This window comes from Amycolatopsis camponoti (assembly GCF_902497555.1).
Lineage (GTDB): Bacteria > Actinomycetota > Actinomycetes > Mycobacteriales > Pseudonocardiaceae > Amycolatopsis > Amycolatopsis camponoti.
Genome location: NZ_CABVGP010000002.1, coordinates 2256090 through 2270690 on the forward strand (window position 1 = coordinate 2256090; position 14601 = coordinate 2270690).

Sequence of the window (14601 nt, forward strand, 5' to 3'; positions counted from 1 at the left end):
CGCTTACCCGGTGAAGCATGCCAGCACCCACCGACAATTTCCGGCGACCTTGACGAGCGGTTGTATTCCAGTACTAGAATAGGCCAGTGCTGACCGACGCGGAACTGACGGTGCTCGGCCTCGTGGTCGAGCGGCCGAGACACGGCTACGAGCTGGACGAGGTCGTCTCGGAACGCGGTATGCGCGACTGGACCGCCCTCGGCTTCAGCTCGATCTACTACGTGCTCGGCAAACTCCGCGACCGCGGCCTGGTCGCCGAGGTCCCGGGGGAGCGGGCGCACGCCAAGGCCAAGAAGACGTACACGGCGACGGACGCGGGCCGGCGGGCGTGCGCGGCGGCCGCGGAGGCGGCCATCGCCGAACTGCGCCCGGTGCACCCGCCGGTGCTCGCCGGGCTGGCGAACAGCCCCTCGATCCCACCCGAACGGCTCAGCGCGGCGCTGGCCCGGCGCGCGGAAGCCGTGCAGGAGCGGCTGGCCGAGGTCCGGCGCGCGGCCGAGGCCGAGGCGCCGCCGTTCGTCCGGGCGATCTTCGACTACTCGATCAAGCAGCTCGAGGCGGAAGCCGAGTGGCTGGAAGGACTGACCTGATGCCCTACGACGTCAAGAAAGACCTGAAGCAGCTGTACGCGCCGAAGAACACCGACTGGGCGCTGCTCGACGTGCCCGAGCAGCAGTTCCTCGCGATCGACGGCCGCGGCAACCCGAACACCGCCGACAGCTACCGGAAAGCCGTCGAAGCGCTCTACGCCTTCGCCTACACGATCAAGATGACGGCCAAGCGCGCCGGTGCGGACTTCGTCGTCGGGCCGCTGGAAGGCCTGTGGTGGGCCGAGGACTACGCCGCGTTCACCGTGCGCGCCAAGGACTCCTGGCAGTGGACGATGCTGATCTCGCTCCCGGGCACCCTCGGTGAGGACGCCGTCGAGGAAGCTCGGGAATCGGTGCGGCGCAAGAAGAAGATCGACGCGCCCGTAAGACTCGAGAAGCTGCGCGAGGGGCGCTGCGCGCAGGTGCTCCACGTCGGCCCGTACGACGACGAAGGTCCGCTGCTCGCCCGCCTGCACGGTGAATTCCTCACGGAGCACGGACTCGCGGAGACCGGCCTGCACCACGAGGTCTACCTCGGCGACCCGCGCCGGACCGAGCCCGCGCGGCTCAAGACCGTGCTGCGTCAGCCGGTCGGCTGATCGAGGTCGGCCAGGCCGCTTTCCCAGCGCTCACGCCGTTGCGCGGACGTCTGCTCCCACCACGGTTCGCCGCGCTCGCCCAGCGCCACCTTCGCCAGCTGGGTGCGCTCCCGGTCCTGCACCCGCCGCGCCGCCATGAGGTGCTTCTGCAGGCGGTCGCGGACGTCGTCCGGGATCTCCGGATCGGTGGCCCGCCACCGACGGCCGTTCACGACGATGTAGCGGCCGTCGGGCGTGTGCTCGGGCATCAGTAGTCGCTGCTGACCGGCCAGGTGTCGTCGTGCAGCAGGCGCTTGAGGATCTTGCCCGTCGCGTTGCGGGGCAGGTCCGGCACGAAGTACACGTCGCGCGGGACGGCGAACCGGGCCAGCCGCTGGTGGATGTAGGCCCGGATGTCCTCGGCGTGCAGCGAGGCGCCGCGCCGCGGCACGACGTACGCCGCGAGCCGCTGACCGTACTCCGCGTCCGCCACGCCGACCACCGCCGCGTCGTGCACGCCGGGCAGCGCCACCAGCGCTTCTTCGACCGGGCGGGGGAACACGTTCTCGCCGCCGGACACGATCATCTCGTCGGCGCGGCCGGTGACGAACAGGCGGCCCGCCGCGTCGAGGTAGCCGACGTCGCCGGTGGCCATCAGGTCCGCCGCCCGCGCCGGGTCCTTGCCGTTCGTGTAGCCGTCGAACAGCATGTCGTTGCCGACGAAGATCTGGCCTTCGCCGCCCGGCGGGACGGGCTTGCGCTCCTCGTCGAGGATCGCGACGCGCGTGCCGAGCGGGCAGCGCCCGGCCGTGCCCGGCGCCGCGCGCAGGTCGCCCGGGTCGGCGATGCTCGCCCAGGACACCTCGGTCGAGCCGTAGAAGTTGTAGAGGACGTCGCCGAAGGTGTCCATGAACTGCGTGACGAACGTGCCGGACATCGCCGACCCGCTGCTCGCGACGATCCGCAGCGACGACAGGTCGTAGCGCGCCCGCACCCGCTCGGGCAGGTCCATGATGCGCTGCAGCATGATCGGCACGGCGAACAGCGCGTCGCACTTCTGCTCCGCGATCGCCCGCAGCGTCTCCTCCGCGTCGAACTTGCGGATCAGCGCGAGCGACGCCCGCAGCGCCATGCCGAGCTGCATCGCGGCCAGGCCCCAGCTGTGGAACAGCGGCGCCGCGACGAGGATCCGGTCGCCGGCGCGCAGCGGGATCCGGTCGAGGATCGCCGCGGCCGTCCCCATGCCCTTCGGTGTGGGGCGCCGCGCGCCCTTCGGCGTCCCGGAGGTCCCGGACGTCAGCACGACGACGCGGCCCGGCCGGTCGACCGGCTTGGGCGGATCGGCGGGCGCGGCGTGGATCAGCTCGTCGACGGTCGGGTAGCCGGTTTCGGCGTCCGGCCACGTGCTGATCCGGGCGAAGTCGCCCGGGACGTTCGCGATGGTCTGCGCGAACTCGTCGTCGGCCAGCACGGCGGCCGGCTCGTGCTCGGCGAGGACGTCCTTGACCGAAGCCGCGGACAGGCCGGTGTTGAGCAGGATCAGGTCGGCGCCGAGCTTGCTGGCCGCGACGAACGACTCGACCATCGCGGCGTGGTTGCGGCACATCAGCGCGATCCGGTCGCGTTCGCCGACGCCGAGCTCGCTCAGCCCGTTCGCGAGCCGGTCGCTGCGCTCCTGGACCTGGCGGAAGGTGCGGAGGCTGCGCTCGTCGTGCAGGGCGGGCTCGTCGGGGACGCGGGCCGCGGCGGCCTGGTAGCCGCCGGCGATGGTGGCGCCCCACTGGGCGAGCGAGCTGAGCTGGCGGGCGATCTTGTCCGGGCGGCCCGCGGACAGGACGCCGGCGCGCACCAGGACGCTCGTGGTGCGCAGCTTCGTGGCCTTGTTGCCGTCCCGGTCGGCGTCGGGGTCGGACTGCCCGGCCAGGTGCAGGTCGAGGCGCCGCGCGAGGGCGCGGACGTCCTTCTTCACCGAAGACACCAGATCCAGGTGCGACGGCGGCAGCATCATCCGGACGAACAGCTCGGTCTTCCCGCCGGCCAGCGGTCTCAGCTCGAGCGAGACCCAGGCGCCCTCGTCGGGGACGCCGCACCACACGACGTGCTCGCCCGGCCGGTACACCACGGCCTGGACCTGCGCTTCCATCACCTGCCCGCGCTCGGGCACGATCCGGATCACGCCCCTGGGCCCCCGGCCGCGCGCGGCGTGCTCCTGGATCTCGCACCCGGCGATCTCGGGCACGAACCTCGAGTACCACTCTGGCGAACCGACGATCTGCCACACCACGTCCGGCGTGTGCCCGACCACCGCACTCGCCTCGACCACATCGTCACGCATCGTCGTCTGCCCTCACCGAAGTGTCACCGAACACACGTTCAGGTCACGGAGGCGTCACAGTAACAGCAAACGGGTGATCACGGATACTCCGAACGGCCAGATACCGGAGGGTAACGGACACTCGTAGTAGGCCTTCCCAATGTCCACTGTGGAGTGATTAACGCCGTTCACGGAGCTTAGCGGCCACGGGGTGTGTGCGCAGGCCTCCGACGGCGCCTCGAATGACTCGGTCAGTCCCTTTGGTGACCCGAATGGGGCATTCACGACATCAGGGTGTATAGCGGGCAACCAGCTCGGCTCCCAGCCGGGCCAGCTCAGCCCGGACGGACTCCGGGCCCTCGACCTCGACGAGCGCGCCCCAGCCCGCCAGCTCCTGCGCGATCATGATCGGCGCCGGAGCGGCGACGCGAGCGCGTACCCGGTCTTCGGGCAGCTCCGCGACCAGCTCGCAGTGCCGGCCGAACCGGTCGCGCAGCACGTCGAAGTGGCGGCGGCCGAGTACCACGTCCGCGGTGAGGAGCGACCGGCGCTTCTCGATCTCCTCGACGACCTCTTCCCACACCTTCGCCAGTTCGAGGTCCGCCGGGCGGTCCGCGGCGTCGCCGGTGGCGGCCGCCTCGACGATCCGGTCGACCCGGAACGTCCGGCGGCCCTTGTCCGTCCCCGCGACCAGGTACCAGACGTCGTCCTTGTCGACCAGGCCCCACGGGTCGACGAGCCGTTCCGTCTTCTCACGGCCGGCGTAGGTGAGCCGGACGCGGCGGCGCGCGATGACGGCGTCCCGCAGCAGCGAGACCATCGGCGGCCGCTCCTTCACGCGCTCACCCCAGCCCGCCTGGTCGACCAGGACGGCCTCGGCGGCCGCGGAGGCGTCCGCGCGGAACGTGCCGGGCAGCGCGCCCATCAGCTTCCGCAGCGCCGACTTGACCTCGGGCGCCGCCGCCGCGGCCGGGCCGGCCAGGAGGAACAGGGCCTGCGCCTCGCGCGCGGTCAGGCCGGACAGGTCGGTGCGGGCGCCCCCGACCAGCCGCCAGCCCCCGCCGCGGCCCGGCTGCGGGTAGACGGGGACGCCGGCCGTCGAGAGCGCTTCGAGGTCACGGCGGGCCGTCGCCACGGAGATTTCCAGCTCGGCCGCCACTTCGGCGGCCGTGACCCGGCCGCGCGTCTGCATCAGCAACAGGGTGGCCACGAGACGGTCGGCGCGCATGGGGGAAGTCTCGCAAACAAAGTGCTCATTCGGTGCGCACTTTCACCCCGCATGATGGCGTCAGACCGCTTGAGAGGAGCAGCCATGCTGCGAGGAATGGCCACTGTTTCGTACTTCGCCGACGACCACGCGGCCGCGCAGGCCTGGTACACCGAGTTCCTGGGCGTCGAGCCGTACTTCCAGCGGCCCGGGTACGCCGAGTTCCGGATCGGCGACTACCAGCACGAGCTCGGCCTGATCGATCGCAAGTACGTGCCGGCGAGCATGGGCGGGGCGAGCGGCGAGATCGTCTACTGGCACGTCGACGACCTCGAGGCCACCGTCGCCCGCCTGCACGAGCTGGGCGCGAAGGAGTACGAGCCGATCACCGAGCGCGGGCCCGGGTTCGTGACGGCGTCGGTCGTCGACCCGTTCGGGAACGTCCTCGGCGTCATGACGAACGTGCACTACCTGGCGGTGCTGCGGGAACGCTCATGAGGCGGTAGGCCTCCTTGACGCACTTGTCGCAGCGCTCGTGCCGTTCGGTCTTGCCCGCCGGATCGGTGCCGTAGAAGGGGAAGCAGCCCGCGCCGCAGCCGGAGAAGTAGATGAGGCCCAGCCGGACCTCGCCGCGGCCGACGTAGTGCGCGAGACGGCGACGCGGATCCGGCCCGCACTCGGGGATCCAGCCGTGGGCGGGCAGGCGGGCGGCGGCGATGTCGTCGAGCACGCCCGCCCGGCTGATCAGGTCCGCGCCGAGGCAGGCGAGACGCTCGCCCAGGTCGCGCATCCCGTCCGCGCGCAGGGGCGGGCCGGCGAGCCAGGAGACGTCGCCGGCGAGGGTTTCGGTCAGGTCGCGCAGACGGGTCAGCAGCGCGTGGTCCGGGTCCATGACCTGCAGGAAACCTGACGCGGATTTGTGACACCAGCCGACGTGGAGGTGCCGGAACTGTCGGACCCCGGTGACAGAATGCGGTCATGGCGACACCCTTCGCGACACCCCGGGCGAGAGCGCTCGGCTTCGGGCTGCGTGCCTGCCGGACGGACCGGGACCTCGGCGTGCGCGAGCTGGCGAGGTTGATCGGCGTGCTGCCGCAGGAGCTGTCCAACTGGGAGTACGGGAAGCGGATTCCCAAGGTGGAGCAGGTGGCGTTGCTGATGGGGGTGTTGGTGGTGGAGCCACGGGAGCGGGCCCGGCTCCTGGACCTGGCGGGCAACGCGCGGGAGCTGAGCTGGCTGGAGAAGGCGGTGCCTGGGGTAGCGCCGAGCGCGGGGGCTTACGCCGAGTACGAGCGCGCGGCGGAGGCGATGTTCGATTGGGAGCCCGCGGTGGTTCCGGGGCTCTTCCAGACTCCGGACTACACCCGGGCTTTCCTGACCGCCGGTGGGTTGCCGCCGGACCGGATCGCGACGGTGATCCAGGCGAGGATGGCTCGGCGCAACGTGCTCACCCGGCATTACCCGCTCGCCTACCACGTGCTGGTGGGGGAGGGAGCCTTGCGCAGCGGGGTCGGCGGCGACCAGGTGATGGTGGAGCAGCTTCGGTACCTCCGGCAGGCCTCGGTCCGAAGCAACGTGAGGTTGCAGGTCTTGCCTGCAGGGTGCGGTGCCCATGCCGGTCTGCACAGCAACTTCGCGGTGCTCGACTTCGCCGCGCTTCCGTCGATCGTCTTCGTGGAGCTCTACCAGGCCAGCGCTTACCTCTACGATGACGATCAGGTGGCCGGTTACCGCAGAGCGGCGAAGGACATGGCGGCGCTGGCGATGGATGAACGCGAAAGCGCGGAGTTCATCGGGGAGGTGATCGCCGACCTGGGAGGGAACCCATGACCGTGTGGCGGAAGTCCAGTTACTCGGGCGAGGACAAGTGCGTGGAAGTGGCGCTTGGACCTGCGGCAAAAATCCGCGACACCAAGGACCGTTCCGGCGGCACCCTCGAAATCTCCACCCGATCGTGGGATGCCTTCCTGATCGGCCTGTGTCGGCCGACCCCACAGGATCTTCGCGAGCTGTAGCTCTCTCGCACATAGCCCGCGACCCGGGTCACGCTTACCGTTCCCGTCCATGACCAGCGATCTGGACGGGCGCACCGCCCTCGTCACCGGCGGGGCCGGCGGTATCGGCCTGGCCTGCGTCCGCGCCCTCGCCGCGGCCGGGGCCAAGGTGCACGTCGTCGACATCGACGGCGACCGCACCGAAGCCGTCGCCGCCGAGGTCGGGGGCTGGGCGCACGTTGCCGACCTCACCGACGCCGCCACGATCGGTGCCCTGCCCGCCGAGGTCGACCTCCTGGTCAACAACGCCGGGATCCAGCACGTCGCGCCGCTCGAAGACTTTCCGCCGGACGTCTTCACGCGCATCCAGTCCCTCATGGTCACCGCTCCCTTCCTGCTGATCCGGCACATGCTCCCCTCGATGTACGCGCGGGGGTGGGGCCGGATCGTCAACATGTCGAGCGTCCACGGGCTGCGGGCCTCTCCTTACAAAGCCGCGTACGTCGCCGCCAAGCACGGGCTCGAAGGCCTCTCGAAGGTCGCCGCCCTCGAAGGCGCCGCACACGGCGTCACGAGCAACTGCGTCAACCCCGGGTACGTCCGCACCCCCTTGGTGGACAACCAGATCGACGCGCAGGCCATCGAGCACGACATCCCGCGCGAGGACGTCGTCTCGGAAGTCCTCCTCAAGCGCGCGGCCATCAAGAAGCTCATCGAAGCCGATGACGTCGCTTCCCTGGTGACGTGGCTGTGCTCGCCGCACGCCGGCCACGTCACCGGGGCGTCCATCCCGCTCGACGGCGGCTGGACAGCCGCGTAACGCCGCCTGAAACCCTGTCACCACAAGGAAGTGGAGCCCGCAGTGAGTCAACCGAACCGGTCGGCGATCGCCAAGATCGTCGGCGCGAGCCTGATCGGCACCACGATCGAGTGGTACGACTTCTTCCTCTACACCTCGGCCGCCGCGCTGGTGTTCAACAAGCTGTTCTTCCCGACGGCGAACCCGCTGACCGGCACGCTGCTGGCGTTCCTGACCTACGCCGTCGGGTTTCTCGCCCGCCCGATCGGCGGCCTCGTCTTCGGCCACTACGGCGACCGGCTCGGGCGCAAGAAACTCCTGGTCGTCAGCCTGGTGCTGATGGGCGGCTCGACGTGCCTGATGGGCGTCCTGCCGACGTACGCGAGCGCGGGCGTCGCGGCGCCCATCCTCCTCACGCTGCTGCGGCTCGTGCAGGGCTTCGCGCTGGGCGGTGAGTGGGGCGGGGCCGTCCTGATCGTCTCCGAACACGGCGACGACCGCCGTCGCGGGTTCTGGGCGAGCTGGCCGCAGTGCGGCGCGCCCGGCGGCAACCTGCTGGCGACCGCCGTCCTGGCGATCCTCTCGGCGACGCAGTCCGACGCGACGTTCCTGGCCTGGGGCTGGCGCGTCCCGTTCCTGCTTTCCGGCGTCCTGCTGCTGATCGGGCTCTGGATCCGGCTGGCCGTCGCCGAGTCGCCGGTGTTCCTGGCCGCGCAGAAGCAGGCCGAGACGCACACGGACAAGCACGTGCCGGTCGTCGAGGTCTTCCGCGACAGCTGGCGCCAGGTGCTGATCACGATCGGCGCCCGGATGGCCGAAAACGTCTCGTACTACGTGATCACCGCGTTCATCCTCGTGTACGTCACGACCGGGCTGCACCTGCCGAAGGGCGTCGGCCTGAGCGCCGTGCTGATCGGCTCGGCCGTGCACTTCGTGACGATCCCGCTGTGGGGCGCGCTCTCCGACCGCGTCGGGCGGCGCCCGGTCTACCTGTTCGGCGCGATCGGGATGGCGTTGTGGAGCTTCGCGTTCTTCGCGCTGCTGGACACGAAGTCGTCGGCGGTGATCGTGCTGGCCGCGACCGTCGGGCTGGTGCTGCACGGCGCGATGTACGGCCCGCAGGCCGCGTTCTTCGCCGAGCAGTTCCCGACGCGGGTGCGCTACACCGGGCTTTCCGTCGGCGGCCAGCTGTCGTCGATCGCCGCGGGGGCCGTCGCCCCGCTGATCGCCGTCGCGCTGTTCTCCGCCTGGGGCAGCACCGTGCCGGTGTCGCTGTACGTCACGGCGATGTGCCTGATCACCGTGATCGCCCTGCTCGCGGCCCGCGAGACGCGGGGCGAGTCGCTGCACGATGATGGTGTCGATGCCGTCGAGGCGGGGTCGGCGGCCGTTTCGCCCTAGCATGACCGCCGTGACCGTACCGCCCGAGAACGTCACGGCCGTGCGCCGGCTGCTCGACCTGCTCGCCTCCGGGGCGAGCAGCGAGCAGCTGGCGCACGTCGTCGTGGCCGCGCGGGCCGAGGGCGTCCTCGCCCCGGCCGACCTGGCCGCGCTGGCCGGCGCGGGCGAGCTGGCCCTGCGGATCCGCGAGACCCTGGAAGAGCACCGGCGGCGCGAGGCCCAGCTCGGCGCGTTGTTCGACACCGCGAGCGAGCTCGCCGCACTGTCCGATCCGGACACCGTGCTGCGGTCGATCGTCCGGCGGGCGCGGGCGCTGCTCAACGTCGACGTCTCGTACCTGTCGCTGAACGACGAGGCCGAGAACAAGACCTACGTCCGGGTCAGCGACGGGTCGGTGTCGGCGGAGTTCCAGCAGATCGTGCTCGGCATGGGGGAGGGCCTCGGCGGGCTGGTGGCGCAGACCGCGCGGCCGTACGCGACGGCGGACTACTTCCACGACGATCGGTTCAAGCACACCCGGCACATCGACTCCGGCGTCCACGACGAAGGCCTGACCGCGATCCTCGGCGTCCCGCTGGCCATCGGCCCGAAGGTGCTGGGCGTCCTCTTCGCGTCGGACCGCGGTGCGCGGGAGTTCTCCGCGGACGAGGTGGCGCTGCTGTCGTCGCTGGCCGACCACGCGGCGATCGCCCTCGACAGCGCGAACCTGCTCGACCAGACCCGCCGCGCCGTCGCCGAGCTCAACGAGGCCAACGCGACGATCCGCGCGCACACCGAGGCGATGGAACGCGCCCAGGACGCGCACGACCGGCTGACCGACCTCGTGCTGCGCGGCGGCGACCTGCCGGACGTCGCGGCCGCCGTCGCCGGGGTGCTGCACGGCGACCTCACGGTCTACGACGCCGACCGCACGCTGCTGGCCAGCTCGGCTTCCCCGGCCCCGCTGGACCCGGACGCGCTCGCCGCCGCCCGCGCCGCCGGCCGCGCCGTGTCCACAAAGGACACCTGGGTGTGCGCGGTGCAGGCCGGCCCGGAGGCGCTCGGCAGTCTCGTGCTGACGGGCCGCGCCGCGCTGTCCGATCCGGACCGGCGGCTGTTCGAACGCGCGGGCGTCGTGACGGCGTTGCTGCTGATGCTGCGGCGATCGGTGGTGCGGGCCGAGGACGAGGTCCGCGGCGAGCTGCTGACGGATCTGCTGACCGCGCCCGACCGCAACCCGCGGGCGCTGCTCGCGCGCGGCCGCCGGCTGGGGATCGACCTGTCGGCCCCGCACGCGGTGCTGGTCGCGCACGCGGACGGCGGCTCGCGGCGGCGCGTGGCGAGCGCGGCCGCCCGGCACGCGACGCTGGTCGGGCTGCACGCGGAGGAGGTCGTCCTGCTCGGCGCGGGCGACCCGGACGAGCTGGCCCGCCGGGTGGCGGCCGACCTCGGCGCGGCGACGGGCCGCCCGGTCACGGTGGGCGCGGCGGGCCCGGCGAGCGGCCCGTCGGCGATCGCCGCGGCCCACGGGGAAGCGGCGCGGTGTGTCCGGGCGCTGCTGGCGCTCGGCCGGACCGGCGAAGGCGCGGCGATGGCGGGGCTGGGGTTCCTGGGCCAGCTGCTGGGCGACCAGGCGGACCTGGACGGGTTCGTGCGGAAGACGTTGGGCCCGGTGCTGGACTACGACGCCCGCCGGGGCACGGAGCTGGTGGCGACGCTGCGGGCGTACTTCGCGAGCGGATCGCAGCTGGCGCGGACGAAGGACGTGCTGCACGTCCACGTGAACACGGTGGTGCAGCGGCTGGAGCGGGTGGCGTCGCTGCTGGGGGAGGAGTGGCAGGCGCCGGACCGGGCGCTGGAGATCCAGCTGGCGTTGCGGGTGCACCGGCTGGGCGGCTGAGGCAGGCTGCTTCGGCGGAGCCCGGTCCGGCAAGATATCGGGATGCGCGAACTGGTCTACGTCTCCGACGCCAAACTGCGGCAAGTGCTGCCCGGCTTGCCGAAGGCGTCGGCGTTCAGGGGACTCGAAGGTTCGCTCGAGCTCAAGGGACCGGTGAGCACGGGCGCCAAATTCGAGAAGAAGGCTTCGAAGGAGACCGACCAGTCCCTCCGGAAGGCCGTCGACGTCTTGGAGAAGTCCTCACGAGCGCCCTCGTGGTTCGCCGACCCTGATGTCCGCCCCGGCACGTGGACGCATTTCGAGGCGCCGATGGCCTACCGCGTCCTTTCCCTCCACCCGGGAGAAGCGCTCGTGTTCGTCGATGTCGATGCCGCGACCCCGGAGTATCCGACCGGCGGCCGGCTGCGGCTGCTGCTGCACGGCTCCGCGCACCACCTGCTGGAGACTCGATCGGGCTCCGAGCGCGAATCCGAACGGCTCCGCGGCTCACGGTGGCACGAGTTCGCCGAGATGATGCGGCTGTTCCTGACGGACGACGCCGCGGCGAAGGACCCGGACGCCGCGAAAACCATCCAGGACTACAGCGAGTTCTACGCGAGCCGCATCTGGGAGGACGTCCGGAACCTGACCCGAACCCTGCAGCCCGGGTACACGGCGGCGTGGATGGCCGGCTACGCGCGAGTGACCGCGCGCATCCCGACTGCCGACGGCGTGGTCTTGGCTGCGTCCCCGCTCTACGTCGAACACATCGACTCGCCCGGCTCAGGCGGCTGAGGCGAACGCCTTCGACCGCCACACCACGACCGCCGACGCCCACCCGCCCGCTGCCGCGACGATCACCGCCAGCGGCAGCATCCCGTGGCCCAAGCCGGCTCCACCGAGTGCGGCGCCCAGCGCGATGCCGATCTGGAACGCCACGATGTACACCGCCGACGCCAGGTCCGGCCGGTCCTTCGCCACCCGCAGGACCGCCGCCTGCAGCACCACACCGATCCCCGCCGCCGGGCCCGCCCACGCCACGATCGCCGTGCCCGCGACCACCGGTCCCGGGGACACCAGCAGCGTCAGCATGCAGACCGCGAGACCCGCCGTCGTGACCAGCGCCGTCGCGCGCGGGTGGTGGTCGATGTGGCGGCCGATCAGGACCAGGCCGGCCAAGCCCGCCAAGCCGTGGGCGAAGAACAAAGCCGAAGTCTCCGGGCCGGTGAGGTGGACGTACCGCGCGATGATCGCCGTGATGTAGGTGAACGCGGCGAAGTGGCCGGTGACCACGAGGAGCGTCGTCACGTCGACCGGGAACTGCGTGCGGTCGACGGCGATCCGGGAGCCGGAAGCGGGGGCGACGGCGGGCATCGGGCCGACCGTCACGCGGATCACCAGCGTCGTCACCGCCGCGACGGCCGCCACCACGAGGACGGCGAGCCGCCAGCCGAAGGTCGTGCCGAGCCACGAACTCACCGACAGCCCGAACAGGAACGCCAGGGAATTGCCCGCGAACACCACGGCCGTCGCGCGGCCGCCCTGGCCGGGCCCGAGCAGGCGAGCGGCCATCGACGCGACGACCGACCAGAACACGCCGTGGCCCGCGGCCGCCACCAGCCGCGCGGCGATCGCGACGGCGTAGTTCGGCGCGACGGCCAGCACGACGTTGGACACCACGACCATCCCGAGCGTGACCAGCGCCGTCGTCCGGCGGTCCCAGCGGGACGTCAGCGCGACCAGCGGTACCACCGAGACCGCCACGACCAGCGCGTACCCGGTCATCAGCAGCCCGATCGCGGAATCGCTCACCCCCAGCCCGGACGCGAGCTGCGGCAGCAGCGCCACGGGCAGGTTCTCCGAGGTCACGGACACGAAGCAGGCGGCGCCGAGCGCGCCCAGGGCCAGCCTTGTCCGAGGTTCGACGAGCATTGTTTAACGATACACAGCTAGGGTGGGACGATGTCCAGACCGACGATGGCCGACGTCGCGCGCCGGTGCGGGGTCTCGGCGATGACCGTGTCGTACTGCTACAACCAGCCCGACCGGGTCGCGCCCGATACGCTGCGCCGCGTCCGCGAGGTCGCCGCCGAGCTGGGCTACCGCGGGCCGGACCCGACCGCGCGGTCGCTGCGCCGGCGGCACAACGGCGCCATCGGCGTCGTGCTCGGCGAACACCTCGCCTACGCCTTCGAAGACCCGCAGGCCCGCCGGTTCCTCGCCGGCGTCGCCGAGGTCTGCCGCGAGCGCGGCAGCGGCCTCAACCTGATCCCGACGACCGGCGCGGCGGACGACGTCGAGCGCGTCCGGTCGGCTTCGGTCGACGGCTACATCGTGTGGACGACCGTCGACGACGATCCGGTGCTCGACGTCGTGAGCGGGCTCGGCAAGCCGGTCGCGATCCACGGCGGCCCCGCCTTCGCTGGAGCGCGGGTGGTCAGCATCGACAACCGGGCGTCCGCGCGAGAACTCGCCGCACGCACCTTCGCCGGCGCGAGACGGCCCGCCCTGCTCAGCTTCCCCTTCGACCGCGACCGCCGGCCCCGGCTGGAAACCGCGCCGTCACCGGAAACCATCGCCTTCCCGGTCACGCGGGAGCGGCTCCTCGGCATCTACGACCACCTCGGCGACCCAGGCGGCCTGCCGGTGGCCGTCGTCGCCCGCAACGACCGTGACGAAGCCGCGAAGCAGGCCGACGCGCTCCTCGACACCGAGCCCGACGCGGTGATCGCCATGAGCGACCAGCTCGCGTTCGCCGTCCTCGACGCCGCGCGCCGCCGCGGCCTGCGCGTGCCGGAGGACCTCGCGGTCGCCGGCTGGGACGACGACCCGGACGCCGGCCGCGCCGGGCTCACGACCGTCGCGCAGTCGCTGTTCGACCAGGGCCGGGACTGCGCCCTGATCGCGCTGGGCTCGCGTGAACCCGGCCGGACGGCCGAATGGACGACGACGGTCCGGACGTCTACCCGCTGACCGTCACGACCAGCTTTCCGCGCCGCGGCCCGCGTTCGGCGGCGGCGTGCGCGGCGGCCGCGTCGGTGAACACCTCCTCGACCGGCACGCGGAACCGGCCCTCCTCGAACAGCGCCGCGGCCGCCGCGAGGCCGTGACGTCCGTCCGGCTCGCCGCCCAGCGCCCCGACCGACACGCGCACGCCGTGCGACGGGCCGCTGAAGTCGGCCAGCGTGACCACCGACGACGGCGTCCCGGTCAGCGCCACCAGCTCCGGCAGCGAGCCCTTGCCCGCGACGTCGAGCGCCGCGTCGACCCGGCCGGGCACCCGAGACGACAGCCCGGGACCGTACGGGACCGGGGTCGCGCCCAGGCTTTCGACGAACTCCAGGTCGCCGGCCGTCCCGATGACCCGGGCGCCCCGCGCGAGCGCCAGGCCCACGACGAGGCTGCCGACTCCGCCGGACGCGCCGTCGACCAGCAGGGTCATCCCCTCCCGGACGTCGAGGAGGTCGAGTGCGCGGGTGGCCGTCTCGATCCCGGAACCCGCCGCGCCCGCCTGCTCCCACGGCATCGACGGCGGCTTCGGAGCCCAGAACGCCAGCACGGCGAACTCGGCGGTCGCCCCGCCGAGCCGGGTGACGTCGACCGCGCCGAACACCTCGTCGCCGACCGAAACGCCGGGGCCGGCCTCGTCCACGACGCCCGCCGCGTCGACGCCCGGGATGTGCGGGAGGGCGATCGGCGACCGGGACTTCCCGGCGCGGATCGCCAGGTCCACCGGCGAGACGCCGGCCGTCCGCACGCGGATCCGCACCTGACCGGGGCCGGCGTGCGGCTCCGGAACCTCGCCTGCGGACAGGACTTCCGGCGGGCCGAACCGCTCGAATCGGGTTGCGAACATGGCG

General features: G+C 72.1%; 16 protein-coding genes. 10 read left to right on the plus strand and 6 right to left on the minus strand.

The window, feature by feature from the left end; translation table 11 throughout:
- The first annotated feature begins 86 nt into the window (after window positions 1-86).
- Complete coding sequence (locus AA23TX_RS30895) at window positions 87-590, plus strand: PadR family transcriptional regulator (protein WP_155546283.1); 504 nt, start codon at window positions 87-89, stop codon at window positions 588-590.
- Complete coding sequence (locus tag AA23TX_RS30900; protein ID WP_155546284.1) at window positions 590-1189, plus strand: GyrI-like domain-containing protein; 600 nt, start codon at window positions 590-592, stop codon at window positions 1187-1189. Before AA23TX_RS30895 ends, AA23TX_RS30900 begins: the two co-directional genes overlap by 1 nt.
- Here the strand turns inward: AA23TX_RS30900 and AA23TX_RS30905 are convergent.
- The 3 genes from AA23TX_RS30905 to AA23TX_RS30915 form a co-directional block, all read right to left on the minus strand.
- Complete coding sequence (locus tag AA23TX_RS30905; RefSeq protein ID WP_155546285.1) at window positions 1174-1437, minus strand: hypothetical protein; 264 nt, start codon at window positions 1435-1437, stop codon at window positions 1174-1176. The genes AA23TX_RS30900 and AA23TX_RS30905 overlap by 16 nt on opposite strands.
- Window positions 1437-3503 (minus strand): AMP-binding protein, encoded by a 2067-nt coding sequence (locus tag AA23TX_RS30910; RefSeq protein ID WP_155546286.1) that lies wholly within the window; start codon window positions 3501-3503, stop codon window positions 1437-1439. The genes AA23TX_RS30905 and AA23TX_RS30910 overlap by 1 nt, the downstream gene beginning before the upstream one ends.
- A 268-nt stretch (window positions 3504-3771) precedes the next feature.
- A complete protein-coding gene (locus AA23TX_RS30915; RefSeq protein ID WP_155546287.1) occupies window positions 3772-4710 on the minus strand; it encodes a helix-turn-helix transcriptional regulator in 939 nt (312 codons plus the stop codon).
- Window positions 4711-4794: 84 nt separating this feature from the next.
- On the opposite strand from AA23TX_RS30915, the gene AA23TX_RS30920 reads away from it, so the two are divergent.
- A complete protein-coding gene (locus AA23TX_RS30920; protein ID WP_155546288.1) occupies window positions 4795-5187 on the plus strand; it encodes a VOC family protein in 393 nt (130 codons plus the stop codon).
- Here AA23TX_RS30920 and AA23TX_RS30925 read toward each other — a convergent pair.
- Window positions 5141-5581 carry a DarP family protein gene (locus AA23TX_RS30925; protein ID WP_155546289.1) on the minus strand — a complete coding sequence of 147 codons (441 nt, stop codon included), beginning with the start codon at window positions 5579-5581 and terminating at the stop codon, window positions 5141-5143. The two genes, AA23TX_RS30920 and AA23TX_RS30925, sit on opposite strands and share 47 nt — an antisense overlap.
- An 86-nt stretch (window positions 5582-5667) precedes the next feature.
- Here AA23TX_RS30925 and AA23TX_RS30930 point away from each other — a divergent pair, with 86 nt between their 5' ends.
- Genes AA23TX_RS30930 through AA23TX_RS30955 form a run of 6 tightly spaced genes read left to right on the plus strand, consistent with a single transcriptional unit; the run spans window position 5668 to window position 11536 of the window.
- Window positions 5668-6519 carry a helix-turn-helix domain-containing protein gene (locus tag AA23TX_RS30930; protein WP_155546290.1) on the plus strand — a complete coding sequence of 284 codons (852 nt, stop codon included), beginning with the start codon at window positions 5668-5670 and terminating at the stop codon, window positions 6517-6519.
- The gene (locus AA23TX_RS30935) at window positions 6516-6704 is read left to right on the plus strand and encodes a DUF397 domain-containing protein (RefSeq protein ID WP_155546291.1); all 189 of its coding nucleotides are present in this window, start codon (window positions 6516-6518) and stop codon (window positions 6702-6704) included. The genes AA23TX_RS30930 and AA23TX_RS30935 overlap by 4 nt, the downstream gene beginning before the upstream one ends.
- 49 nt (window positions 6705-6753) lie before the next feature.
- Window positions 6754-7503: a 3-hydroxybutyrate dehydrogenase gene (locus tag AA23TX_RS30940; RefSeq protein WP_155546292.1), complete on the plus strand. Its 750-nt coding sequence runs from the start codon at window positions 6754-6756 to the stop codon at window positions 7501-7503.
- A gap of 42 nt (window positions 7504-7545) precedes the next feature.
- Complete coding sequence (locus AA23TX_RS30945; protein WP_155546293.1) at window positions 7546-8883, plus strand: MFS transporter; 1338 nt, start codon at window positions 7546-7548, stop codon at window positions 8881-8883.
- Window position 8884: 1 nt separating this feature from the next.
- The gene (locus AA23TX_RS30950) at window positions 8885-10762 is read left to right on the plus strand and encodes a helix-turn-helix domain-containing protein (protein WP_155546294.1); all 1878 of its coding nucleotides are present in this window, start codon (window positions 8885-8887) and stop codon (window positions 10760-10762) included.
- A 42-nt stretch (window positions 10763-10804) separates the two neighbouring features.
- Window positions 10805-11536: an SAVMC3_10250 family protein gene (locus AA23TX_RS30955; RefSeq protein ID WP_155546295.1), complete on the plus strand. Its 732-nt coding sequence runs from the start codon at window positions 10805-10807 to the stop codon at window positions 11534-11536.
- Here AA23TX_RS30955 and AA23TX_RS30960 read toward each other — a convergent pair.
- Window positions 11525-12673, minus strand: a complete 1149-nt coding sequence (locus AA23TX_RS30960; RefSeq protein WP_155546296.1) for an MFS transporter — start codon at window positions 12671-12673, stop codon at window positions 11525-11527. The two genes, AA23TX_RS30955 and AA23TX_RS30960, sit on opposite strands and share 12 nt — an antisense overlap.
- 30 nt (window positions 12674-12703) lie before the next feature.
- Here AA23TX_RS30960 and AA23TX_RS30965 point away from each other — a divergent pair, with 30 nt between their 5' ends.
- Window positions 12704-13714, plus strand: coding sequence for a LacI family DNA-binding transcriptional regulator (locus AA23TX_RS30965; RefSeq protein ID WP_230862773.1), 1011 nt, complete (start codon window positions 12704-12706; stop codon window positions 13712-13714).
- Here the strand turns inward: AA23TX_RS30965 and AA23TX_RS30970 are convergent.
- Entirely contained in the window at window positions 13704-14597 is an 894-nt protein-coding gene (locus AA23TX_RS30970; RefSeq protein ID WP_155546297.1) for an NADP-dependent oxidoreductase, read from the minus strand. The genes AA23TX_RS30965 and AA23TX_RS30970 overlap by 11 nt on opposite strands.
- Window positions 14598-14601 lie beyond the last annotated feature (4 nt).